The sequence below is a fragment of the Gordonia abscondita genome (assembly GCF_032711245.1).
In the GTDB taxonomy this organism is placed as follows: domain Bacteria; phylum Actinomycetota; class Actinomycetes; order Mycobacteriales; family Mycobacteriaceae; genus Gordonia.
In genome coordinates this window covers 992,384-1,015,648 of record NZ_CP128986.1, presented here as the reverse complement: position 1 = coordinate 1,015,648, position 23,265 = coordinate 992,384, and the positions used below count along the sequence as shown (strand labels likewise).

The following is a 23,265-nucleotide window of genomic DNA, read 5'->3' as shown; positions in this document are numbered from 1 at the left end:
GCTCCCCAAGAATGGGGGAGCGGGACCGTTCGCATTCGGTGATGTACGCATCACGGATTCGCCGATTCGACCGTCCGTGTGTCGCACCGCACACGGCCTCGTTCTCGGCCGCGTCAACGCAGTCTGCGGAGACATTGCAATATAGAAGGCAACCCCGAGACGTCTATCGATGGAGACACACATGGCTGACCAAGCGACCGCACGCGCTCAGATCGGAGTCACTGGGCTCGCTGTCATGGGCTCGAACATCGCCCGCAACTTCGCGCGCAACGGCTACACCGTCGCGCTGCACAACCGCAGCATCGGCAAGACCGACGCCCTGATCGCCGAGCACGGCGGCGACGGTGACTTCGTCCGGACCGAGACGATGACCGAGTTCGTCGCCGCTCTGGAACGTCCGCGTCGCGTATTGATCATGGTGCAGGCCGGTGCAGCGACCGACTCGGTGATCGAAGACCTCGCGAACCTGATGGAACCGGGCGACATCATCATCGACGGCGGAAACTCGCTGTACACCGACACCATCCGCCGTGAGAAGGCGATGAGCGAGCGTGGTCTCAACTTCGTCGGCGCAGGTATCTCCGGCGGCGAAGAGGGCGCGCTCAACGGCCCGTCGATCATGCCGGGCGGCCCCGCCGAATCGTACGAGTCACTCGGACCAATGCTGGAGTCGATCGCCGCGCAGGTCGACGGCGAACCATGCTGCACTCACATCGGCGCCGACGGCTCCGGCCACTTCGTCAAGATGGTGCACAACGGCATCGAATACGCCGACATGCAGCTGATCGGTGAGGCCTACGACCTCATGCGCAAGGCTCTCGACCTCCCGGTCGCCGACATCGCGGGCGTCTACCGCCAGTGGAACACCGGCGACCTCGACTCGTACCTGATCGAGATCACCGCCGAAGTCCTCGCACAGGTCGACGCCGCGACCGGTAAACCGCTCGTCGACGTCATCGTCGATGCCGCAGGACAGAAGGGCACCGGCCGGTGGACCGTCAAGTCGGCGCTCGACCTCGGTATCCCGGTGACCGGGATCGGCGAGGCCGTCTTCGCGCGCGCCTTGTCGAGCGCTGGAGACCAGCGCAAGCAGGCTCAGGGGCTGGCGTCGGGTGCGCTCGCCGCGGCCCCGACCGATAAGGACGCGTTCGTCGACGACATCAAGAATGCGCTGTACGCATCGAAGGTCGTCGCATACGCGCAAGGTTTCGACCAGATCAAAGCGGGCAGCGTGGAACACGGCTGGGACGTCAAACCCGGCGACCTCGCCACGATCTGGCGCGGCGGCTGCATCATCCGCGCCAAGTTCCTCAACCGGATCCGCGAGGCATACGCCGAGAATCCGGAACTGCCGAGCCTCCTGCTGGCGCCGTACTTCCGGGACGCCGTCGAGAACGCCGTCGACAGCTGGCGCCGCGTCGTCTCCACTGCGACCCTGATGGGTATCCCCGTTCCGGCATTCGCATCGTCGCTCGCGTACTACGACGGTCTGCGCGCCGAGCGTTTGCCGGCCGCGTTGATCCAGGGCCAGCGCGACTTCTTCGGCGCCCACACCTACCGTCGCACCGACAAGGAGGGGTCGTTCCACACCTTGTGGAGCGGAGACCGCACCGAGATCGAAGCGTAAGTCCGACGGCCGCGATGCGGCCGCTGGCCTGAAGGCCCTCGAGGGAAGGTTCCTCGGGGGCCTTCTTCTGTGCCGTCGCGACCTCGCTGGCAAGCAGACGAGCGAGCGCGCACAGATCGCGTCAAGATCGCCGGCACCCGCGTATGGATTGCGCTAAGGCATCTAGCGGGTCGTCGGCGCAGCGACGAACGTCTATCTCGTGAGAACAGAACACGAGAGGGGCGCGACATGGCCGACTTGATGATGGCGCTCGTCGGAGGCGGTGCGATCGCGAGCCTTCTGCTGGTGGTGCACGCGCTGGACCGTAGGAGCACCCGATGACCGGCGCAGGAGTGGTGAGTGTCGTCCTGGCAGTGGTGGGGCTTCTCGTGCTCGGCTACCTGTTCGTCGCGCTCGTGTTCCCCGAGAGGTTCTGATCGGTGAACGACACTTGGGCGGGAGTGCTGTCTGTCGCGGCCGTCGTCACGGTGCTAGCCGTCGCGCACGCACCCCTCGGCGACTACATGGCGCGAACGTTCCGCTCCCACAAAGACTTAGGCGTGGAGCGGCTGATCTACCGGGTCGCGCGCATCGATCCGCGGGCCGGACAGAACTGGCGTGCGTACGCGATGAGCGTGCTCGGATTCTCCGTCGCGTCGTTGGTGTTCCTGTATGTCCTGCAACGTGTGCAGGGGGTCCTGCCGTGGTCTGACGGCAAACCAGCAGTCTCGCCAGCTATGGCATTTAACACGGCGATCTCGTTCGTCACCAACACTGACTGGCAGTCGTATTCGCCGGAGGCGACCGTAAGCAACCTCACCCAGATGCTGGGTCTGGCGGTCCAAAACTTCCTGTCGGCCGCCGTCGGCCTGGCGGTCGCGGTCGCTGTGATCCGTGGTGTCGTCGCACGACGCCGGGATCGCGACCTGTCTCTCACCCCGGGTAGCGGCGACCTCGGCAACTTCTGGGTCGACCTCGTCCGCGGCACGGTGCGGATACTGCTGCCATTGGCGTTCGTCGTCGCCGCGATCCTGGTGCTCCAGGGCGCCGTCCAGTCGTGGCGCACCGGTTTCGACTTCACGATGCTCGACGGTCGAGATGGTCACGCACCGGTCGGCCCATTCGCGTCGCAGGAAGCGATCAAGGTGCTCGGCACCAACGGCGGCGGCACGTACGCCGCGAACTCGGCTCACCCGTTCTCGGTGCCGACCCCGCTCGCGAATATCGTCGAGATCATCGCGGTCCTGCTGATCCCGGTGTCGCTCACCCGCACGTATGGCACGCTCGTCGGCGACCGACGCCAGGGCTACACACTCCTCGGGGTGATGACGACCATCTGGGTCGCGCTCGTCGCCCTCGTCTGGGCGTTTGAAGCGCACGCAGGCGGCGTCGCCACCGACGCGGCGGGTGCCGCGATGGAAGGCAAGGAGAACAGGTTCGGGGTGTTCGGGTCGGCGCTGTTCGGAGTGTCGACGACGGGCACTTCGACCGGGGCGGTGAACTCGGCGCACGACAGCTTCTCCGGTGCATCTGGTGGCGGCCTGACCTGGAACATGCTGCTCGGCGAGATCGCGCCCGGTGGCGTCGGCTCGGGACTGTACGGGCTCCTGATCTTGGCCGTCATCACCGTGTTCGTCGGCGGCCTCCTGGTCGGCCGCTCTCCGGAATTCCTCGGCAAGCGCATCGGGCAGCACGAGATCACGCTCGCCGCGATGTACGTACTGGTGATGCCCGCGCTCGTCCTAACCGGGGTGTCGATCTCGGCGGTGCTCGGGTCGACGCGCGACGCGCTCGGAAACGACGGCCCGACGGGAAGCCCCAACGCGATCCACGGATTCAGCGAAATCCTGTACGCGTACGCGTCGGCCGCTAACAACAACGGCAGCGCATTCGGCGGGCTCACCGTGACCAGTGACTGGTTTCAGATCTCGCTGGGACTTGCCATGCTGTTCGGCCGGTTCCTGCCGATCGTGATCGTGTTGGCCCTTGCAGGCCGACTCGCCAGCCAGACGCCCCGCACACCGGCCGACGACGGCGCGCGAGCCGCGTCGCTGCCCAGCCACGGCGTCGTCTACGGCTCGCTGCTGCTCGGGACGACGCTGCTCGTCGCCGGACTGACATTCTTCCCGGCGATGGCGCTGGGACCGATCGCGGAGGCATTCGCATGACTGTCCGATTCGACGTCGACTCAACGCACACAGCGTCCGACATCGACCGCCCCACGATGGTGAAAAGCGGGGCGTTTGACCCGCGCCAGTTGATCTCCTCGCTCCCACAGGCGGTACGCAAACTCGACCCGCGGGAACAGGTGCGTCGACCGGTGATGTTCGTGGTGTTCATCGGCGCGATCGTCACAACCGTCTTATCGGTCCGCGAACCATCGGTGTTCGCGTGGACTGTTGTTGCTTGGCTGTGGTTCACCGTGCTGTTCGCGGGCCTCGCCGAAGCGGTCGCCGAAGGACGCGGACGAGCCCAGGCCGCGTCGCTGCGCGCGGTGAAACGCGACACCGTCGCGAGGCGCCTCGACGACGACGGCACGATCGTCGAGGTGTCTGGCGCCGAACTCCACGTCGGTGACGTCATCGTCGTGCAGGAGGGCGAAGTGATCGCGGGCGACGGCGACGTCATTGATGGCATCGCGACCGTCGACGAATCTGCGATCACCGGCGAGTCCGCGCCGGTCATCCGCGAATCCGGCGGCGACCGCTGCGCGGTCACCAGCGGCACCGTCGTGCTGTCCGACCGCATCGTCGTCCGGATCAGCACCGAACCGGGCAGCACATTCGTCGACCGAATGATCGCCCTTGTCGAAGGCGCGGCGCGCAAGAAGACGCCGAACGAGATCGCCCTCGACATCCTCCTCACGTCACTCACCATCATGTTCGTGCTCGCCGTGATCGCGGTCGGCCCGCTGCAGCAGTTCGCGGGCCAGGCTGCCGACCCGGTGAAGTTGATTGCGCTGCTCGTCTGCCTGATCCCGACGACCATAGGAGCGCTCGTCTCGTCGATCGGCATCGCGGGCATGGACCGGCTGGTGCAGCGAAACGTCCTCGCCATGTCCGGGCGGGCCGTCGAAGCGGCGGGTGACGTGGACACGCTGTTGATGGACAAGACGGGCACGATTACGTTCGGAAACCGGCGGGCGACTGCACTGATCCCGGCGTACGGGGTGTCCGAGGCCGAACTCGCCGAGACCGCGCACCTGTGCAGCCTTGCCGACGAGACGCCCGAAGGCCGCAGTATCGTCGAACTCGTCTGTGCCGCATACGATGTCGCCGACGTTCCGGCTGCGGAGGCGGTGCCGTTCACCGCTCAGACGCGGATGAGCGGAGCGGACCGCGACGACACCCAATGGCGAAAGGGGGCGGCCGACTCGGTACGTAACTGGGTCGGTGACTTGCCCGCCGACGTCGACGAGACGGTGGACGCGATCGCCCGCCGCGGCGGAACCCCGCTCGTCGTCGCCGAATCGACAGCGCATGGGTCGACAGCGGATGGAGCGACGCCGATCGCGCGCGTACTCGGCGTCATCGAGCTATCCGACGTCGTCAAACCCGGTATGGCGGAACGGTTCACGCAGTTGCGGGCGATGGGCATCCGCACTGTCATGGTGACCGGTGACAATCCGCTCACCGCCGCGTCGATCGCCGAGCAGGCGGGCGTAGACGACTTCGTCGCGCAGGCGACGCCGGAAGACAAACTGGCGTTGATCCGGCGGGAGCAGGCCGCCGGACGACTCGTCGCGATGACTGGTGACGGAACCAACGATGCGCCCGCCCTCGCCCAGGCCGACGTCGGGCTGGCGATGAACACGGGGACGTCGGCCGCCAAAGAAGCCGGGAACATGGTGGATCTCGACTCCGACCCCACCAAGCTGATCGAAGTGGTCGGCATCGGCAAACAACTGCTGATCACGCGGGGCGCACTGACCACGTTCTCGTTGGCCAACGACCTCGCGAAATATTTCGCGATCCTGCCAGCCCTGTTCTCCTCGGTGTATCCGCAACTCGATGCGCTCAATGTCATGCATCTGCATTCGGCGCAGTCGGCGATCGTCTCCGCGGTCGTGTTCAATGCACTGATCATCGTCGCGCTGATTCCGTTGTCGCTGCGCGGCGTCGCCTACCGTGCGGTGTCCGCGTCCCGACTTCTGCGACGCAACCTGCTCGTCTTCGGGGTCGGCGGTGTCATCACCCCGTTCGTCGGGATCTGGCTCATCGACCTCATCGTCCGTCTCCTTCCCGGAATGGGGTGACCGCAGTGAATGCGACAGTCATTGGCTTTATCCGCCAGATCATGGTGGGGGTCGTCGCCCTCATCGCCCTCACCGTGGTGGTGGGCGTCGCGTACCCGGCGGCGGTGTGGGCGTTCTCCCGCATCGACTCGGTGAGTGCCGAAGGGTCGCAGATCGCCGACCGGGCCGGGTGCACGGTCGGGTCGAGTCTGCTCGGCGTCGACCTCACCGCGCCCGCCGGTCGGCCGGACCCATACCTGCACGCCAGAGTCGCCGGCGATGTAGACGATCCGATGGCGGCCGGCGACCCGGCGAGCTCGCGCGCGAGCAACCTCGGTCCGAACAACGAGGCGCTTCGCCGGATCATCGAGATGCGCCGTGCCGAGATCGCTGAGCGCGAGAACGTGGCGCCCCCGCAGGTCCCCACGGACGCCGTCACCGGCTCCGGTTCCGGCCTGGACCCGGATATCTCGCCCGCCTACGCGCAATTGCAGATCCCCAGGATCGCGCGGGCGACCAGACTGTCTCAGACGCGGGTGCGCGAGATCGTCGATGAGAACACCGCCAGACGCCAATTCGGGTTCCTCGGCGAACCGACAGTGAACGTCGTCCAGGTCAACGTCGCGCTCGGGCTCGTGAGACCCGGCTGCGGATAGAATTCCGCCATGGCGGCAAGCGGCCGGGCCCGGCGCGGACAACTCGAGGTCTTTCTCGGCTGCGCGCCCGGAGTCGGCAAGACCTACGAGATGCTCGCGCGGGCCCGCGCCCTGCGCGACGAGGGGGTCGACGTCGTGGTCGGCGTCGTCGAGACCCACGGGCGGGACGCGACCGCGTCGATGCTCGACGGCCTGGAAGCGGTACCGCGTCGGGCCGTCGCCTACCGCGGCACGACGCTCGACGAGATGGATCTCGACGCAGTTCTCGCTCGTCGGCCGGCCGTCGTCCTGGTCGACGAGCTCGCCCACGCGAACGCGCCCGGGTCGACGAACACGAAACGGTGGGCGGATGTCGAGGAACTGCGGGATGCAGGCGTCGACGTCCTGTCGACCGTCAACATCCAGCATCTGGAGAGCCTCAACGACGTTGTCGAGCAGATCACCGGTGTAGTCCAGCAGGAGACTGTGCCCGACGCCGCGGTCCGGGGCGCCGACCAGATCGAACTGGTCGACATCGAGCCGCGGGCGCTCCGTCAACGACTGTCCGCGGGCAAGATCTACGACGCCGCGCGCGTCGACGAGGCGCTCGTCAACTTCTTTCGGCAGGGCAACCTGACCGCCCTGCGTGAGCTCACTCTGTTGTGGCTCGCGGACCGGGTCGACGACAAGCTCGCTGACTACCGGTCCGCGAACGCGATCACCGCCACTTGGGAGGCGCGCGAACGGGTGGTCGTCGCGGTCACCGGTGGCGCTGAGACGGCGACCCTGATCCGCCGCGCGAGTCGTATCGCATCGCGGTCGAGCGCCGAGCTGAGCGTGCTTCACGTGGTCCGCGGCGACGGTCTCGTCGACGTCGGCGCCGCCGACCTGTCTGCGGTGCGCTCGCTCGCCGACGATCTCGGCGCGGGCGTCCAGACGGTGGTCGGCGATGACGTTCCGGTGGCTCTCCTCGACTTCGCGCGCAGCATGAACGCCACGCAACTCGTGATCGGCACGTCCCGGCGGTCGCGGTGGCGTCGTATCCTGGATGAGGGCGTCGGCGCCCGGGTGGTGCGCGACAGCGGTCGTATCGACGTGCACATCGTCAATCACGAGCAGGCCCGCCGTGCGCACCCCTTCGAAGTCCGGCGCAGCCGGTTCTATCGGCCGTTGAGCTGGGTGCTCGCTCTCGTCGTCCCCGTGATCCTGACCGGTGTCGTGGGGCTGCTCGACGACTGGCTGGGCTTCTCCAGCGAGTCGTCACTCTTCTTCGTCGGGGTGCTCGCGGTCGCGATGCTCGGGGGCGTCGTGCCCGCCGCGCTGTCCGCGGTCGCTTCAGGGTTCCTGCTCAACTACTTTTTCGCCGATCCGCGGTTCGCATTCACCATCGCCGAAGCCGACAATGTGGTGACGCTCGCGGTGATGCTGCTCATCGCGGTGGCTGTCGCTGCTCTCGTCGATTCGGCGACGGTCCGTCGCGTGCAGGCGCAGCGGGCCGCGCGCGACTCGGAACTGCTTGCCCTGTTCTCGATCGCGGTCCTGGACGGGGCGGGCGTGGCCGACCTGCTTGAGCGAGTCCGAACCACCTACCAGCAGAACGCGGCGCGGATCGTCGACCGCGCGGGGGCGACGGCGGCCTACGCGGGTGACCGACCGTTCGGGAAACCAGTGACGGTGTGTGAGGCGTACGACGGTGCCTACCGACTGGAGTTGGCTGGGCCGCCGATCGATGTGCGCGACCGCCGTGTCTTGACCGCTGTTGCCAACCAGGTGGCGTCGGCGGCCGAACGCGCCCGGCTCGCGGCCGAGGCGGCTCTCGCCGACGAAGTGGCCAGGACAGACGAGTTGCGTCGCGCGCTGCTCGCGGCCGTCAGCCACGATCTGCGCACTCCGCTCGCGGCAGCGAAAGCCGCCGCGTCGAGCCTGCGTAGCGACGATGTCACGTTCAGCGACGAGGATACGGCCGAGCTCCTCGCGACGGTGGAGGAGTCGGTCGACCACCTGTCCAGTCTCGTCGGCAATCTCTTGGACTCGTCGCGTCTCGCCGCGGGCGTCGTGCACCCACGGCTGCGGGCCACGTTCCTCGCGGAAGTGATCCACCGGGCGACGGCGGCCGTCGCCCTGCGCGATCACGCGGCTACCGATATCGCGGTCCGTATCGACGAGCCGTGGGCCACGACCGACGCCGGACTTCTGGAACGTGTGCTCGCCAACCTCGTCGACAACGCGTTGCGCCACGGGTCACGCGGCGTCGAGATCCGCAGTGAACGGGTCGCAGGCGACGAGCCACGCTGCCGGATCAGCGTGATCGACCACGGGCGCGGAATCCCGGTCGACGACCTGTCGCGGCTGTTTGTGCCGTTCCACCAGTACGGCGACCAGAACCACGTGTCGTCGGGCGTCGGACTCGGCCTGTCCGTGGCGAGCGGGTTCGTCTCGGTCGTCGGTGGAACTCTCACCGCGACAACGACACCTGGCGGCGGCACCACCATGCTGATCGACTTGCCCATGGGCGAAGGAGGCGGGTGATGGCACCAGATCTCGGACATGTGCTCGTCGTGGACGACGAGCCGCAGTTGTTGCGTGCGCTCCGGATCAACTTGCGGGCCCGCGGCTTCGAGGTGACGACTGCCAGCAGCGGCGCGGCCGCGTTGGAAGCGGCCGCAAAGGTCGCCCCCGACGTCGTCGTCCTCGACCTCGGGTTGCCCGATATGGACGGCGTGACCGTGCTGCACGGGATTCGAGGCTGGAGCACCGTCCCAGTGATCGTGCTGTCGGCCCGTACCGATGCGGCCGACAAGGTGACCGCGCTCGACGCGGGCGCCGACGACTATGTGACGAAGCCGTTCGGCATGGAGGAACTCCTTGCTCGGCTACGGGCCGCGATCAGGCGAGGAGTCGTCGCGGCTGGCTCGCAGGTGCCGGTGGTACGCGCCGGATCGATCGAAGTGGATCTCGTCGGCACTCGCGTGCTGCGCGACGGCGTCCAGGTTCGGTTGACGCCGACTGAGTGGGGGATCCTGGAAATGTTGGTCCGCAACGAGGGCAATCTCGTGAGCCAGCGCGAAATCCTGGGCGCCGTGTGGGGACCGGCGTATGTGAGCCAGACGAACTATCTGCGCGTGTACTTGGCGAGTCTGCGGCGCAAACTCGAAGACGATCCGTCGCAGCCCGTCCATTTGATCACCGAAGCGGGGATGGGTTACCGCTTCGTGAGCTGATGTGCGTCGGAAGCCGGCAACGGTACGCTGCGATCATGAGCACCGTGGGGGAGATCGCCGAAGCCAAGTACGTCATGCTGACGACGTACCGGAAGACCGGCGAGGCCGTCGCGTCGCCACTATGGGCGGTGCGCGACGGATCCGACCTCGTCATGTGGACGGTCGCCGACTCGTGGAAGGTCAAACGACTGCGAAGCGACAACCGTGTGCTGGTCCAGAAATGCGATGTTCGCGGAACCAAGACGGTCGGTGCCCAAGTCGCGGGGATCGGGCTCGTGTCCGACGACGCTGCCCGCGCCGCCGACCTGATCGGAAAGAAGTACGGGATAGTCGGCCGGCTGACGATCCTCGGCTCCAGACTGCGGCGGGGAGCGGCCGGGACGGTCGAGATCCGAGTGCACGACGTCGTCTGAACGGACGATGATCGTCGCCGGACGGTAACGGGTTGCACCCAAGCGCAACAATCGATGCCTGCGATTGATTTGCTGGTCGGCATGAACAGCGGAGACTCCGACAACGCCGCCCCGCGTGAAGTCCGCCGATTCCGTGCGGTCTGGACCGGGATCATGGTCGGCGCGGTGCTCGTCGTCGCAGGGCTGACCGTCTTCGCGGTGTTCGCAGGGGTGCCGTCGTGGCATCACGGCGGCCGGTTCCCGGCTGTGGGTCTGCGATGGTGGATCACCGGGGCGGCGTCGGCGACCATCGTGCCGGCTGTCGTCCACATCGCGGCCCGTGTCCGACGGGACGGGCGCCTCGACCGGGTCGATATTGCCGCGACCGTGGTCGGCTTGGCGGCGCTCGTCGCAGTCGCGATCGGCAGCCGCTCGATGCGCGACGAGGCCAGGACGTTGCAAACGTTGCCCGGCGTCGTCGACTCCGCGCACATTCTCCTATTCGTCATCGGTCTCGGCCTCGTTATCGGTGTCGCGAACCTCGCTGCCCGGCGTGCGAGGACGCCGCACCGGTGGCGTCACCGGCTCGGTCGACGGTTCGTCGCGGGACTCGTCGGCTCGACGGCGCTCCTCGCCACGCTCGCCGTTCTCGTCGCATGGCCCGACGGGCGGTCTCCGAGACTCGACGGCGCGGTCGCCTGGCAGGACCTGACGGTCGTCGGGCCGATCCGCGTCGACTGGCACGAAACTCTGGAGACCGACCCGGAGTCGCTCGCGCCTGTTCCGGTGCCCGTCGCGGGTGGGTTCGCCCTCCCCGGCGACAGATCGGTGACCGGGTACGTCGACGGCGAACAATCCTGGCGGCTCGACTTCGGTACCCCCGTCGCAGGAATGTGGGGCGCTTCGGCTGCCGACCCAGACAATTCGTGGCTGATCGTCCAAATCGGGTACGCGGACCTCGGCGGCGAACTCACGTATGGGCTCGACGGTAGGACGGGTGCCGTCCTGTGGACCACCGATGCGCTCGGCGCGGTGGCTCACGTGTCGATGGACGGCGACGAGGCGATCGTCCTCACCGAGTTCGAACCCGAGATCGACACGGTGCGCCGCAGCGACGGCGCGATCGACCTGGTGACGAAGATCGACACCGAGGGGTGCGCGCGCCCTGAACGCTTCGACCTGCTCGGCGATGGCTACCCGACTCCGGTGATCACGGTTCCGCTGATCTGCGGAGACCGCCCTGACAGGTTCGCCGTCTACGACCGCGACGCCGCCCGTGGGCGCCGCGTCTACACGGGGACGGAGTTCGGGAAGTCGACCGACGACTCGGTGCGGGTCAGTGCCGCCGATGGCGGCGTCGCCGCGGTGACCGTGTTCGCGGGTGGCGTCGCGTCTACTCGGTTCGTGGGCATCGACGGCCCGGTGGCGATCGCCGACATCCCGGACGGGTGGGTCATCACCGGACTCACTGATCGCGGCCGGGGCGAATGGACCGTGACGGCGGCCGACCCGGATGGTCTCGCCGCGGTCGTGTACGCGACGCCCGCCCAGGCCAAGACTGTCGTCGTACGGACCGGGGTGCTTGCCGACCCCGCGCGCGATGGGTGGGCGCCAGTCGGCGGCTCGCTCGTCACGGCCGGCCGGTACCGGGAACCGCAGGAACTCGACAACAATGTGCCGCTGCCGCAACTCGCCCCGCTGACGTATGTCGGAGCTCCGATCGCAGGCAGCGGCACCGACCGTTCGATGCCTGCCGTGACTGTGAAATATAACCCGTGCAGGCAGAGTCGGAACTCGTCGGACGAAGTGTTCACTATCGGTGGAGCTGGCGTCCTCGTGCGTTGCTCAGGTGACAGTTCGGTGTCGCGCGAATGGTTCTGGGTGCGTTAAGGCGAGTCGGGTCGTCGACGCTCATCCGGTGTGGGCGGTCGAGACGAGGAGGATCTCGGCCGGGTCAGGCACTGGATTGGACACCTGGTGGGCGACCTGCGAAGGGAAATGGATCGCGTCGCCGACGCCGAGGGCGATCGAGTCGGCACCGATGCGCACGTCGACGGTACCGCTCAGGACGTACAGCCATTCCTCGCCGACATGGCGTGCGTCGGGGGCGCTCGTACCATTGACGATGGTCAAGTGGATGGCTTGCAGGCCAGGGTATGCGCCGCTCAAAGATGCGAGTGAACCGTTGGCGCTGGTGTTCTGCACGCGGTCATCGACGCGCGTGACGTGGTAGCTCGACGCGAACTGCTCGTCGACGAGTTGGCTGAGCGAAACCCCGAACGCGTGCGCTATCTCGATCAAGGTACCGATTGACGATTGTCGGGTCCCCGACTCGATGCGTGACAGTTGTGTCGAGGAGAGTCCGACCTTGTCGGCGACTTCGGTAAGTGTCCACCCGCGATCCTTGCGGTGCTGCGCGACACGTCGTCCGATCCAGCTGTCGTCGCGATGTTTGCTTTCCGCCACGTGTGCGACCCTACCACTCGTGACCTCAGGGGCAATTAGATTGCCTCTGAGGTTGCATGGAGTGTCTATCGGTGCCACTGTCGATGCGACAGGGCAGTGCTCGCCTGCCAGTAGGGACTCGCGGAAGGCAAAAGATGGGCTCCAGCGCAGGGGTCGACACACCGGCATCGAAGGAAGCTGGTCGACCAGGCGGACGGCCTGTGGCTGTCGTCCGACTCGCTGCCGTTCCGCTGGCTGTCTTCGCTGTCATCTTGTTGGCTGTCAACCTGCGGCTGGTCTTCGGTAGTTCGTCGGCGGTGCTCGCCGACATCCGGGTTTCGTACGGCCTTGGCGCGGCCGATGCTGCGCTACTCACAACCGGCCCCGTCGTATGCCTCGGGCTATTCGGTCCCCTGGCGCCGCGAGCACTGCGCTATTGGTCGGTGCCGACCGTGCTTGCGGTCTGTCTGCTGCTCGTCACCGGCGGGACGGCTGTCCGCGGACTCGATTCGTGGGCTTGGCTTCTTGCGGGCACCTTGATCGCGGGTGTCGGGATCGCGGTCGCCAACGTGCTGGGCCCGGTATTCGTCCGCCAGTACTTCGCACACCGCATGGGCATCATGACTGGCCTGTTCACCGCCTTGGTGAGCGTGTCAGCGGGCATCGCGTCGGGCGCTACCGTTCCGCTCGCGAACAGCGTGTTCCATTCGTGGCGCGCAGCCCTCCTCATATGGGCGGTGCCGCCCGCGCTCGCAGTGATCGTCTTCCTGGTCGTCGCTGTCCGGCACCGTCGTACACTCGCCGCTTCGGCGTGCTCGACCCAGTCGTCGCCGATACCTGTTCGCTCACTCCTGCGGTCCCGCGTCGCCTGGTCGGTCACCGGATTCATGGGGCTGCAATCGTTGCTCGCGTATTCGCTGATCGCTTGGCTTCCCTCGCTCTACCGGGACCGCGATCTCAGTGCTGGATTGTCGGGCCTGATCCTCGCCGCGCTCAGCGTTGCCAGCGTTGCAACCGCTCTGGCCGTCCCGGTTCTGGCGACGCGACTACACGACCAGCGAGTGCTCGCCGTCGCTGTCGTCGCGCTCTCCGTGATCGGTCTTGTCGGGATTCTGGTCAGCGGCCCACATCTCGCACTTCTATGGGCTGTTGTCCTCGGTCTAGGGCAAGGGGGACAGTTATCGTTCGCGCTGACCGCGATCAACCTTCGGGCAAGAGATTCGGCGACCGCCGCGAACCTATCGACGATGGCTCAATCGATCGGCTATCTCATCGCAGCTCTCGGCCCCATCGTCACCGGGCTGCTACATAGCGTGACCGGTGGCTGGACGGTGCCGATACTCGTGCTCATCGGGCTCATGGCAGCGCTCTCCGGCTGCGGTTGGGCCGCGGGTCGACCCGACAGAATCGGTGTGGACACGTCGGCTCGTATCGGACCCGCTCGGGTGTAGTCGATTCACCACGTCACCTGACGTCGGACAGCAGGTCGACGGCGGCCCGCACATAGCTCTGCGCGGCGAACACCAACTCCGACAGACTGATCGACTCGTCGGGTTGATGCGCCTGGGTGTTGATGTCGCCGGGGCCGAGAACGACCGTCGGAACGCCCAGCGCTGTACTGACGAACCCGCCGTCGCAGGCCGCCGTCCAACCGCCGACGGGCGCGTCGAGAGCTGCGCGCGACGCGGCCGAGACGAGTCGATGATCGGCGTCGGTCGCGAAGCCTGGCAGAAACATCGTTGGGGTGACCGTGACACCGATCCCGTCGACGACGATCCCCGCGGCGTGGACGTCGGCGAGTAGTCGGTCGCCGACCGCGTTGACATCCTCGCCGGGCATCAAGCGGCGGTCCACGCCGAGCGAGCACGATGGTGCGACCACCGAGATTCCTTGGCCACCTTCGATAGTCCCGACGTTCCAGGTGCCGAAACCGAGGAGTGCGTCCGGTGACGCCGCCAACCTCTCCTGATCAGCGCGGATCACTTCGATGACTCGAGCCGCCGCGTCGATCGCACTGACACCGTCGCTGGGTCTTCCGGAGTGCGCGGCGCGGCCGGTCACCTCGATCTCGAAGTACGACGCCCCGCGGCATCCGCGGACCACTTCCATTCGGGTCGGCTCAGCGACGATGCAGCCGGCGAACTCGTCGACGCCAGTCACCCGGGAGAGAAGGCCAGGGTTTGCGACGAGGTGCCGCACGCCGGTGCCGTGCTCCTCTTCGTCGACCGTGACGACCAGCCCGACTGGACCCGACAGTTCAATCCCGAACTCGCCTGCCCGAGCCAACACGGACATCGCGGCGACCGCCGCTGCGATCCCGCCCTTCATATCCGCAGCGCCACGCCCGATGATCCGGTCGCCGACCCGGCGCGGAACGAACGGGTCCGCCGACCAGTCGGGGCCCGGCGGTACGACATCCGAGTGCCCCAGGAACAACAGCCCCGGTCCGCTGCCGCCGGTGCGCGCCGTGGCGAACAGGTTGGGACGTCCCGGAGCGGCTTGGACGACGTCGACGTCGAACCCAGCGGCCCGGCACGCGTCGGCGAGTACCCGAACCGCCGCCGCCTCGGTTCCGCCAGGGTTGATACTCGGTTCGGCTATCAAAGCGCAGGTCAACGCGTCGATCGCGCCGGAGTCAACCGTCTCGAGGAGCTGGTCGAGGCGCTCGTCGCGTCCTACGGTCATCGGGTTCCTTTCGGCGGCGTTCGAGTCGGGCATGGTTCGCGGGGCATTCGATAGTAGGCTATCGCTGATGACCATTGTCTATTTCGTGATTGCGGCGCTCGCACTTGCCGGTGCGGCGGTGCTCCTGTGGCTCGACCGGAACCGGTCGGAGCAGGTCCACCACCAGCGGGCTGTGTGGGGCGAGACGCACTCCTTCAAGTTCCGTGACAGCGACAGCAAGCTGCGCACCGTCTTCAAACGTGCCGCCATGGACGCACCCGAGCACGTGCAGACGCGTGACGTGGCCTACGGCGTCTACGAGGGCGCCGAAGCGGTCGTGTTCGATCTGGAGGAGACCGCGACCGTGGTCGCCGTCCGACGTCCGGCGGCCTCGTCCGTCACCGTCGACCTCCGGTACGAGGACGTCCTGGCGCCCGCCGAAGACGACGTCGACCTCCTCGGAGCGATGGGGTCCCGCGTGATGTTCGCGAGCAACCTCGACGCGGCCCGCCGCATCTGCGATCGTCGCATGGTGACCCTCGCGACCGAGGCGCCGGCATACCTCGAGATCCTCTGGAATGAAGGCAACTGGGTTCTCGGGTCGATGCCGATCACTACCGACCCTGAGCGGCTCGACGTCGCGCTCGACTCGGTGCGTCGCTTCGCCGACTTGCTGCGAGTCCTGCCGCCCGTCGTCGACCCGCAGGACTCGCCGGACCCGCGCGACCCGCACGGTCCGATCCGCGAAGAACTCGCGGACGAGAAGACCGAGTCGTTGCGCGACAAAGAACGTCGCCGTCGAGCCGAAGCCGCACGTGCTGCCGAACCGGGCCACGAGTCGCTACTCGACAAGACGCCACGCCCGGCGACCCGTCCGGCGGCCCGGCCCGCACCGCTCGGAGACCAGCCGTCCCGGGTGGAGCCGATCCGTCGCCCCGCACCGCCGACCGAGGCATTCGACTCTCCGGATCCGACCCGTCCGGCACCCGAACCGCGTGCGCCGCGTGTGCCGCCGCCGAACCTGCCTCCCCTGAACGACCCGCGCAACCGCTGACGCCCCGCGTCGCACTGGACAAAGGACACTGATGTCGGACGCTGCTGACCGCGCACGCCTGGCCGAACTCGTCACCGAACTCGCCGTCGTCCACGGCAAGGTGACTCTCTCGTCCGGCAAAGAAGCCGACTACTACGTCGACCTGCGCCGAGCCACCCTGCACCATGAGGCCAGCCACCTGATCGGCAAGCTGATGCGCGAGATGACCGCCGACTGGGACTACACCTCCGTCGGCGGCCTCACCCTCGGAGCGGACCCGGTCGCCACGTCGATCATGCACGCCGACGGTCCCGCCGTCGACGCGTTCGTGGTCCGCAAGGCCGCCAAGGCGCACGGCATGCAACGCCGGATCGAAGGCCCCGACATCACTGGTCGAAAGGTGCTCGTCGTCGAGGACACGTCCACCACCGGAGCGTCGCCGTCGCAGGCGGTCGAGGCCGCGCGCGAGGCCGGTGCGGACGTCGTCGGCGTCGCGACCGTCGTCGACCGCGCGACCGGTGCGGACGAGGTCATCGGAGCGCTCGGTGTGCCGTACCGTTCGCTGCTCGACCTTGCCGATCTCGGCCTTGCCTGACACTGATCCGCTGAACTCCGAAGCGGCCGGCCCCACCGAGTGGGTGACCGGCGTCGGCCCAGCCGTCGGCGTCGGACCATGGGCCGACGAACACCCTGATCGCCGTCCCGACGATTCTCGTCTCGACCCGGAGTTGGTCGCCGACGGCGACCGTCGCAACGTGGTCGACGAATACCGGTACTTTTCGCGGGAAGCGATCATCGCCGACCTCGACACCCGCCGCCACGACTTCCACGTGGCCATCGAGAACTGGGCGCACGATGCCAACATCGGCACCGTCGTCCGCACGGCGAACGCGTTCCTCGCCGCCGAAGTCCACATCGTCGGACGCCGCCGCTGGAACCGACGAGGCGCGATGGTCACCGACAGGTACCAGCACCTGCGCCACCACGAGAACGTCGACGACCTCGTCGCGTGGGCACGCGACAACGATCTCGTCGTCGTCGCCGTCGACAACACTCCGGGTGCCTCCCGCCTGGAGACAGTGGAACTCCCGCGCCGCTGCGTCCTACTGTTCGGTCAAGAGGGGCCCGGTGTCAGCGATCAGGCGCAAGAGTCCGCGGCGATGACGGTGTCGATAGCCCAGTTCGGGTCCACTCGCAGCATCAATGCGGGAGTGGCCGCCGGAATCGTCATGCACCGATGGATCGCGGCCCACGCCGACCTAGACAACGCCTGGTGAGGGATACCGTCGGGTGAGGGAGTAGGTCTGACGGGCATGGCCGGAGAGGCCGCGTTCACGTCGCCGAATGCCGGGGATCGCTCGTCGGTGCCGACCACAGTCCGACGAGTCCGTCGACCATCTCGTCCGAGAATCCCTGCCACGACGTCGAGTCGGACGCGCCGAGTTCGTTCCTTCTGCGTTCGAAGTCGGCGAACGTCGTGATCAGGATGTTCTGGGTCATGAGGTTGCGGACTCGGACGGTCTCGTCGGGCAGTGCAGGCAATGCGCTGTACATGCCGGTCAAGGTCTCGCTGAGCGGCTCCGACAGAGCGGCTTGCGTGTACAGAACGGGGGCGGTCGTCGGAGTGGTCGCCATCGCCATCCAGAACTGACCGAAGTAGCTGCGCTCGGCGCGAGCACCGATGTACCGCAACTGTGGTTCGACGAGACACCGCAGCCAATCATGCAGGGCGGGCGCGGGCCCGATGGCATCGAGTGTCTGCCGCCGAATCGGATCGAGATTCTCCACATGCGTTTGCACGAGCGCGCCCAGAAGTTCTGCGCGCGTACCGAAGTGGTATCCGACAGCGTAGTTGTTGGCCTGGCCGGCCGCTTCACTGATTTGCCGGTTCGACACCCCGTCCAGCCCTCGCTCGGCGAAGAGTTTCTCGGCCGCGGACAGGAGACGTGAACGTGTCTCGTCCGCTTTCGCGCCCCGATCGCTCTCCACCCGACGCCGTTTCATCTAGGCAATTGTCCCTCATGGACAGGCGTCTTCGTCGCATGCTCAACGACAACGGAGTTGAGGCAGCGGCGGACCGGGGTGAGTCCCTCAGTCGGCGACGACGACGTCGTCTTCGTCTCGGTTCTTGCCGTTGTTCTTGCTGTTGCGGCGGCGACGCAGCCATTCGAAGACCATCGGCAGCACGGAGATGAGGACGATCACGATGAAGATGGGCTCGATCAACTTCTGGACGATCTCGAACTGGCCAAGCCAGTAGCCGAGCAGCACGATACCTGCGCCCCAGACAATGGCCCCGATGACGTTGTAGATCGTGAAGACAGCGAACTTCATGCGGGCGGCGCCTGCCACGATCGGGGCGAGCGTGCGGACGATTGGCACGAACCGGGCCAGGAAAATCATGACCGGGCCGTGCTTCTCGAAGAACTGGTGCGCCTCGTCGAGGTACCGCTGCTTGAGGAAACGCGCGTCCGGCTTGAACATCGACGTGCCGAGATAACGGCCGATCCAGTAGCCGATCTGGCCGCCGAGGATGCCCGCGATCGGCACGCTAATCAGCAGTGGCCACAGTGTGAGCCCCGAATCGGCGACCTTCTCGGCGTGCTCGCCGGTCTGGCTGCCTGCGGCGATGAGGCCGGCGACGAATAGCAGCGAGTCGCCGGGGAGCACGGGGAACAGCACGCCCGATTCGATCAAGATGACGAGCAACAGACCCCAGAATGCGACTGGGCCGAAGTAGCCGATCAAGTTGAACGGGTCCATGAAGCCGGGCATCAGCGCCACGTTCGAGGAGGTCTCGGCAAGAAGAGTGTCGATCACAGGCCCCAACCCTACCGGTGAAAGCTTCCAGAATCCTTAAAGCACCCAGTGGCGGGGTATGCCGCCGTGCGGAACGCGACCTGGCAAACTGTGGTGGAACCCTTAACACAAGTGGAAATCTCCACCGGCTCGACAGGACGTGAGTATGCCCATCGCAACACCCGAAAAGTATGCAGAGATGCTCGCTAAGGCGAAGGCGGAGGGCTATGCCTTCCCCGCCATCAACTGCACGTCGTCGGAGACGATCAACGCAGCCATCAAGGGCTTCGCTGATGCCGGCAGCGACGGCATCATTCAATTCTCCACCGGCGGAGCAGAGTTCGGTTCTGGGCTGGGAATCAAGGACATGGTGACCGGTTCGGTCGCACTCGCCGAGTTCGCGCACGTGGTCGCCGAGAAGTACGACGTGACGATTGCCTTGCACACCGACCACTGCCCGAAGGACAAGCTCGACGGATTCGTCCGTCCGCTCATCGAGATCTCGCGTGAGCGTGTCGCCAACGGACAGAACCCGCTGTTCCAGTCGCATATGTGGGACGGTTCGGCCGTGCCGATCGACGAGAACCTGGAGATCGCCAAGGAACTGCTCGCAGCCTCCAAGGCCGCGAACATCATCCTCGAGGTCGAGATAGGCGTCGTCGGTGGCGAAGAGGACGGCGTCGAGAACGAGATCAACGAGAAGCTGTACACCTCGGTGGAAGACTTCGAGAAGACCGTCGACGCACTCGGGACCGGCGAGAACGGCCACTACCTGCTCGCCGCGACTTTCGGCAATGTGCACGGTGTGTACAAGCCGGGCGGCGTCAAGCTCCGTCCGAGTGTCCTCAAGGAGGGGCAGGACGCGGCCATCGCCAAGCTGGGCCTGGACGCCGACGCACAGCCGTTCGACTTCGTGTTCCACGGCGGCTCCGGCTCGCTCAAGAGCGAGATCGAAGAGGCTGTCAGCTACGGCGTCATCAAGATGAACGTCGACACCGACACCCAGTACGCGTTCACCCGTCCGGTAGCCGGCCACATGATGAGCAACTACGACGGTGTGCTCAAGGTTGATGGTGAAGTCGGCAACAAGAAGGTCTACGATCCGCGCAGCTACCTGAAGAAGGCCGAGGCCTCGATGACCGAGCGAGTCGTCGAAGCCTGCGCCGACCTCGGATCGTCCAACAAGACGATCGGTCGCTGACCGACACCGACTGACGCCAGAAGGGGCGCCCGATATCCTCGGGCGCCCCTTCTGTTGTCTGCGCGCTGGTCAGTACCCAGTGCAGTCGATCCCGCGTCAGTTGACTTTGGTGCAGACCTTCCAGTCGTCGCCGACCTTGTGCATGGTGATCTGCGCGGGCACCTTTTTGCTCGAATCGTTCGTGTTGTACATGTCGACGCCTGCTCGTGCGGTGTCGCCGTCGATCGCGACCGAGTCGACGTCGTCGAACGTCATCATCTCGTTGCGCGACTTCTGAGTCTCGTAGGCCTTCGAGAAGTCCTCTTCGGAGACCGTCGTGTAGTACTTGTTCTCCTCGCCGCACGTGATGTCGCGAAGCTTGGACAAGTCACCGTCGTTCATCGCCTCCTGATAGGACGTCGCGACGTCGGCGACCGCGGACTCTGGCGAGTTGTCCTTGAGCAGGTACCAAACGCCGACAGCGATGGCCGCGATCACGATGAGCGCGACGATGAGCGCGGCGACAATCTTGCCACGGCCCTTTTTCGCCGGTGCGTCCGCCGGTGCGATGACCTGCGGCGCCGCCTGCTGTTGCGGGGTCGCCTGCGGCTGCTGGGCCTGCGCCTGCTCGGGTTTCGGTGTGGGCGCGGCGGCCGCGATCTTCGCGGTCTTATCGTCGGCCCCGTCGGCAGCAGGCTTCTGCGTGTCGATCTTCGTCGTGGCGGCCGCGGCGGCAGCAGCTGCGGCTGCGGGCACTGCGATCTGCTCGGTCGGCGTCGAGTCGGATCCAGCGGGCTCTGCCTCCTCCGCAGTGTCCCCGTCTGCGGTGTCCCCGTCCTCAGTGTCCCCGTCTGCGGTGTCCCCGTCTGCAGTGTCGACGTCGACCGACTCTTCGACGACGGAGCTCGTCGCCGGATCCTCGACACGGTGGTCGTCAGCACGGTGGTCGTCAGTCTCGCTCGCGATCGCGTTCGTCGGCTCGCCGACTACCGTCTCCTCGACTAGTCCGGCTGATTTGCCGGACGTGCTCGCAGCGGACGTGCGCGCGTCGTCACCGTTGGCTGTCTCGCCGCCGGTAGCTGCCGCTGCGGCCGCAGCTACCTCGGCCGGGACCTTGAACGCTCGGGTCGGCGACTCCGAGTCGCCGCCTTTCGGTTCCGGAGCGTCAGAGTCGCCGAGCTTCACCACAGGCGTCGGATCGTCGGCAGAAGCCGTCGCGTCTCCGGTGGGGGCGTCGTCGGACGCCCTTTCGCGGCGTGCGCGGAAGGCTCCGACCACCTTGTCGAGGGCGGCGGACTTTTCGTTATCCGAATCAGGCATCTGGCTCTATCCTGTATCGCGTTGAGGTTGGCGGTGCGCAAGGCACGATGTCGAGACTATCTAATGTCTGTGGCGTCGGCTTCCTCGGACAGCCCGGATGAATGATTGAATGGCCGAGTGACCTCATTCGGAGACCTCCTCGGACCGCAGCCCACCCTTCTCACCGGAGACGACGAGGCAGAATCGGACCTGCTCAACGGTGCAGACCCGGCCACTGTCGCCGCCGCACATCCGACCGCATCCATCGCGTGGGCCTACCTCGCCGAAGCCTCTCTCGACGGTGAACCCACCACCGCGGGTGTCATCGCCGCCTACGCCTACGCCCGAACCGGCTACCATCGCGGCCTCGACCAGCTTCGACGCCACGGATGGAAGGGGTTCGGCCCCGTGCCCTGGAGCCATGAACAGAACCAGGGCTTCCTCCGCTGCGTCGGGGCGCTCGCGCGCGCAGCCAAGGCCGTCGGTGAAGAGGACGAGTACCTCCGTTGCCTCGACCTGCTGAACGACAGCGATCCCCGCGCACTCACCGAGCTCGGCATCGACTGACCGTCGACCGCGGCATGCACTCCGTCCGCACGATCCGCGACGCCGGTTACGCAGGTGACCAGGCGTTGCGGACGATGCGGTCACGGCTCGCGGCGAGAATCCCGGCCTTCCTGCTGACTCGCCTACGTCGGCTCTGGCTGTCGTTCGTCCCCATCATTCAGTGCGCTATCGCAGCGGGAATCGCATGGTGGGTCGCCGCCGACGTCCTGCACCACGAACGGCCGTTCTTCGCGCCGATCGCGGCTGTCATCTCCCTCGGGATATCGCTGGCCAAACGGTGGCGCCGGTCCGTCGAACTCATCGGCGGCGTCATCATCGGGATCCTCGTCGGCGACGTCGGCATCTCGATCCTCGGCAACGGGGCCTGGCAGATCAGCGTCGTCGTGGCCGTCGCGATGAGCATTGCGGTGTTCCTCGACAAGGGCGTGATGATTCCGCTGCAGGCGTCGTCGTCGGCCGTGCTGATCGCTACCCTCATTCCGCCTGGGACCGGCAGCTTCGGCCGCGCCATCGATGCGCTCATCGGCGGCGTCGTCGGACTCATCGTGGTCGCGCTCGTGCCGGTCAACCCGGCTCGACGCGCGAGGCGGGACGCGGCGGCGATCCTCATGACCCTCCGTGACCTTTCTGGAGACTTGGCCGACGCACTCCGACGCCAGGACGAGGACGGCATCTATCGTGCGTTGGCAGCCGCGCGAAGCACACAGGGATCTATCGACTCGCTCCGTGCCGATGTCGCAGCGGGCCGAGAGGTCAGTCGGCTCTCGCCGGTGCACTGGTCATCGCGCAAACGCATCCAACGCATCGGCGCGACAGCCGACCCCATTGACAACGCGGTCCGCAACTTCCGGGTGATCTGCCGGCGCGCTCTCGGCGTCACGCAACGCGGCATCGCGGTCGAGCCGGAGATCGTCGATGTGGTCGCCGACCTTCGGCTCGGCTTCGAGACGCTCCGCGAAATGATGATGGCCGAACCCGGCGCCTCGCCCGACCAGGCCGATGCCTCTCGCGTACTGCGCTCGATCGTCCGCAAGGCACGGACATCGCTCGCCGACAGCGTGGAGGACCTGTCCGAAGCCGCCATGCTCGCCGAACTGCGGTCGTTGCTTGTCGACATGCTGATGATCGCGGGCCTCAAACGGTCGTCGGCCGTAGCGCAGTTGCATCGGAACCGGTGAGCGCGGATGCCG

The 23,265-nt window shown here is 66.7% G+C and carries 21 protein-coding genes; 16 read left to right on the top strand and 5 right to left on the bottom strand.

Annotated elements, in window-relative coordinates:
- Positions 1–181 precede the first annotated feature (181 nt).
- The 9 genes from gndA (at position 182) to MP11Mi_RS04755 (ending at position 11,978) form a co-directional block, all read left to right on the top strand.
- Entirely contained in the window at positions 182–1,627 is a 1,446-nt protein-coding gene (gene gndA / locus MP11Mi_RS04795; protein ID WP_420041160.1) for an NADP-dependent phosphogluconate dehydrogenase, read from the top strand.
- A 317-nt stretch (positions 1,628–1,944) separates the two neighbouring features.
- Entirely contained in the window at positions 1,945–2,043 is a 99-nt protein-coding gene (locus MP11Mi_RS04790; protein ID WP_420041159.1) for a potassium-transporting ATPase subunit F, read from the top strand.
- A 3-nt stretch (positions 2,044–2,046) separates the two neighbouring features.
- Positions 2,047–3,774, top strand: a complete 1,728-nt coding sequence (kdpA, locus tag MP11Mi_RS04785; protein WP_420041158.1) for a potassium-transporting ATPase subunit KdpA — start codon at positions 2,047–2,049, stop codon at positions 3,772–3,774.
- On the top strand, positions 3,771–5,861 hold the full coding sequence (gene kdpB / locus MP11Mi_RS04780; RefSeq protein WP_420712839.1) for a potassium-transporting ATPase subunit KdpB: 2,091 nt from the start codon (positions 3,771–3,773) through the stop codon (positions 5,859–5,861). The genes kdpA and kdpB overlap by 4 nt, the downstream gene beginning before the upstream one ends.
- A gap of 5 nt (positions 5,862–5,866) precedes the next feature.
- On the top strand, positions 5,867–6,496 hold the full coding sequence (locus MP11Mi_RS04775; protein ID WP_420712866.1) for a potassium-transporting ATPase subunit C: 630 nt from the start codon (positions 5,867–5,869) through the stop codon (positions 6,494–6,496).
- Positions 6,497–6,505: 9 nt separating this feature from the next.
- Complete coding sequence (locus tag MP11Mi_RS04770) at positions 6,506–9,004, top strand: DUF4118 domain-containing protein (RefSeq protein ID WP_420041157.1); 2,499 nt, start codon at positions 6,506–6,508, stop codon at positions 9,002–9,004.
- Positions 9,004–9,696 carry a response regulator gene (locus tag MP11Mi_RS04765; RefSeq protein ID WP_420041156.1) on the top strand — a complete coding sequence of 231 codons (693 nt, stop codon included), beginning with the start codon at positions 9,004–9,006 and terminating at the stop codon, positions 9,694–9,696. Before MP11Mi_RS04770 ends, MP11Mi_RS04765 begins: the two co-directional genes overlap by 1 nt.
- A 35-nt stretch (positions 9,697–9,731) precedes the next feature.
- Positions 9,732–10,109, top strand: a complete 378-nt coding sequence (locus tag MP11Mi_RS04760) for a PPOX class F420-dependent oxidoreductase (RefSeq protein ID WP_420712838.1) — start codon at positions 9,732–9,734, stop codon at positions 10,107–10,109.
- An 81-nt stretch (positions 10,110–10,190) separates the two neighbouring features.
- Positions 10,191–11,978, top strand: a complete 1,788-nt coding sequence (locus tag MP11Mi_RS04755; RefSeq protein ID WP_420041155.1) for a hypothetical protein — start codon at positions 10,191–10,193, stop codon at positions 11,976–11,978.
- 21 nt (positions 11,979–11,999) lie between these two features.
- On the opposite strand, the gene MP11Mi_RS04750 is transcribed toward MP11Mi_RS04755, so the two are convergent.
- Positions 12,000–12,554: a helix-turn-helix domain-containing protein gene (locus MP11Mi_RS04750; protein WP_420041154.1), complete on the bottom strand. Its 555-nt coding sequence runs from the start codon at positions 12,552–12,554 to the stop codon at positions 12,000–12,002.
- Between the two features lie 200 nt (positions 12,555–12,754).
- Between MP11Mi_RS04750 and MP11Mi_RS04745 the strand changes: the two genes are divergently transcribed.
- A complete protein-coding gene (locus MP11Mi_RS04745; protein WP_420041153.1) occupies positions 12,755–13,984 on the top strand; it encodes a CynX/NimT family MFS transporter in 1,230 nt (409 codons plus the stop codon).
- Between the two features lie 13 nt (positions 13,985–13,997).
- On the opposite strand, the gene MP11Mi_RS04740 is transcribed toward MP11Mi_RS04745, so the two are convergent.
- Positions 13,998–15,218: a M20 family metallopeptidase gene (locus MP11Mi_RS04740; protein ID WP_420041152.1), complete on the bottom strand. Its 1,221-nt coding sequence runs from the start codon at positions 15,216–15,218 to the stop codon at positions 13,998–14,000.
- 67 nt (positions 15,219–15,285) lie between these two features.
- Here MP11Mi_RS04740 and MP11Mi_RS04735 point away from each other — a divergent pair, with 67 nt between their 5' ends.
- The 3 genes from MP11Mi_RS04735 to MP11Mi_RS04725 are packed head-to-tail and all read left to right on the top strand — an operon-like array spanning position 15,286 to position 17,507.
- A complete protein-coding gene (locus MP11Mi_RS04735) occupies positions 15,286–16,251 on the top strand; it encodes a type III secretion system chaperone family protein (RefSeq protein WP_420041151.1) in 966 nt (321 codons plus the stop codon).
- 31 nt (positions 16,252–16,282) lie between these two features.
- Entirely contained in the window at positions 16,283–16,825 is a 543-nt protein-coding gene (gene pyrE / locus MP11Mi_RS04730) for an orotate phosphoribosyltransferase (RefSeq protein ID WP_420041150.1), read from the top strand.
- On the top strand, positions 16,818–17,507 hold the full coding sequence (locus MP11Mi_RS04725) for a TrmH family RNA methyltransferase (protein ID WP_420712837.1): 690 nt from the start codon (positions 16,818–16,820) through the stop codon (positions 17,505–17,507). The genes pyrE and MP11Mi_RS04725 overlap by 8 nt, the downstream gene beginning before the upstream one ends.
- A 55-nt stretch (positions 17,508–17,562) precedes the next feature.
- Here MP11Mi_RS04725 and MP11Mi_RS04720 read toward each other — a convergent pair whose 3' ends face one another.
- Positions 17,563–18,234 (bottom strand): TetR/AcrR family transcriptional regulator, encoded by a 672-nt coding sequence (locus MP11Mi_RS04720; protein ID WP_420041149.1) that lies wholly within the window; start codon positions 18,232–18,234, stop codon positions 17,563–17,565.
- A gap of 87 nt (positions 18,235–18,321) precedes the next feature.
- On the bottom strand, positions 18,322–19,050 hold the full coding sequence (locus MP11Mi_RS04715) for a DedA family protein (protein ID WP_420041148.1): 729 nt from the start codon (positions 19,048–19,050) through the stop codon (positions 18,322–18,324).
- A 145-nt stretch (positions 19,051–19,195) separates the two neighbouring features.
- On the opposite strand from MP11Mi_RS04715, the gene fbaA reads away from it, so the two are divergent.
- Positions 19,196–20,230, top strand: coding sequence for a class II fructose-bisphosphate aldolase (gene fbaA, locus MP11Mi_RS04710; protein WP_420041147.1), 1,035 nt, complete (start codon positions 19,196–19,198; stop codon positions 20,228–20,230).
- Positions 20,231–20,326: 96 nt separating this feature from the next.
- Here the strand turns inward: fbaA and MP11Mi_RS04705 are convergent, their stop codons facing one another.
- The gene (locus MP11Mi_RS04705) at positions 20,327–21,529 is read right to left on the bottom strand and encodes an Rv0361 family membrane protein (RefSeq protein ID WP_420041146.1); all 1,203 of its coding nucleotides are present in this window, start codon (positions 21,527–21,529) and stop codon (positions 20,327–20,329) included.
- 117 nt (positions 21,530–21,646) lie between these two features.
- On the opposite strand from MP11Mi_RS04705, the gene MP11Mi_RS04700 reads away from it, so the two are divergent.
- Together MP11Mi_RS04700 and MP11Mi_RS04695 are read left to right on the top strand one after the other, a co-directional pair.
- Complete coding sequence (locus MP11Mi_RS04700) at positions 21,647–22,075, top strand: DUF3151 domain-containing protein (protein ID WP_420041145.1); 429 nt, start codon at positions 21,647–21,649, stop codon at positions 22,073–22,075.
- A gap of 74 nt (positions 22,076–22,149) precedes the next feature.
- Positions 22,150–23,253 carry an FUSC family protein gene (locus tag MP11Mi_RS04695; RefSeq protein WP_420042006.1) on the top strand — a complete coding sequence of 368 codons (1,104 nt, stop codon included), beginning with the start codon at positions 22,150–22,152 and terminating at the stop codon, positions 23,251–23,253.
- Positions 23,254–23,265 lie beyond the last annotated feature (12 nt).

Coding starts and splice junctions, on each gene's coding strand:
- gndA (WP_420041160.1), top strand. CDS start 182: ATGGCTGACCAAGCGACCGCACGCGCTCAGATCGGAGTCACTGGGCTC.
- MP11Mi_RS04790 (WP_420041159.1), top strand. CDS start 1,945: ATGACCGGCGCAGGAGTGGTGAGTGTCGTCCTGGCAGTGGTGGGGCTT.
- kdpB (WP_420712839.1), top strand. CDS start 3,771: ATGACTGTCCGATTCGACGTCGACTCAACGCACACAGCGTCCGACATC.
- MP11Mi_RS04770 (WP_420041157.1), top strand. CDS start 6,506: ATGGCGGCAAGCGGCCGGGCCCGGCGCGGACAACTCGAGGTCTTTCTC.
- MP11Mi_RS04765 (WP_420041156.1), top strand. CDS start 9,004: ATGGCACCAGATCTCGGACATGTGCTCGTCGTGGACGACGAGCCGCAG.
- MP11Mi_RS04760 (WP_420712838.1), top strand. CDS start 9,732: ATGAGCACCGTGGGGGAGATCGCCGAAGCCAAGTACGTCATGCTGACG.
- MP11Mi_RS04755 (WP_420041155.1), top strand. CDS start 10,191: ATGAACAGCGGAGACTCCGACAACGCCGCCCCGCGTGAAGTCCGCCGA.
- MP11Mi_RS04740 (WP_420041152.1), bottom strand. CDS start 15,218: ATGACCGTAGGACGCGACGAGCGCCTCGACCAGCTCCTCGAGACGGTT.
- MP11Mi_RS04735 (WP_420041151.1), top strand. CDS start 15,286: ATGACCATTGTCTATTTCGTGATTGCGGCGCTCGCACTTGCCGGTGCG.
- pyrE (WP_420041150.1), top strand. CDS start 16,283: ATGTCGGACGCTGCTGACCGCGCACGCCTGGCCGAACTCGTCACCGAA.
- MP11Mi_RS04720 (WP_420041149.1), bottom strand. CDS start 18,234: ATGAAACGGCGTCGGGTGGAGAGCGATCGGGGCGCGAAAGCGGACGAG.
- fbaA (WP_420041147.1), top strand. CDS start 19,196: ATGCCCATCGCAACACCCGAAAAGTATGCAGAGATGCTCGCTAAGGCG.
- MP11Mi_RS04705 (WP_420041146.1), bottom strand. CDS start 21,529: ATGCCTGATTCGGATAACGAAAAGTCCGCCGCCCTCGACAAGGTGGTC.
- MP11Mi_RS04695 (WP_420042006.1), top strand. CDS start 22,150: ATGCGGTCACGGCTCGCGGCGAGAATCCCGGCCTTCCTGCTGACTCGC.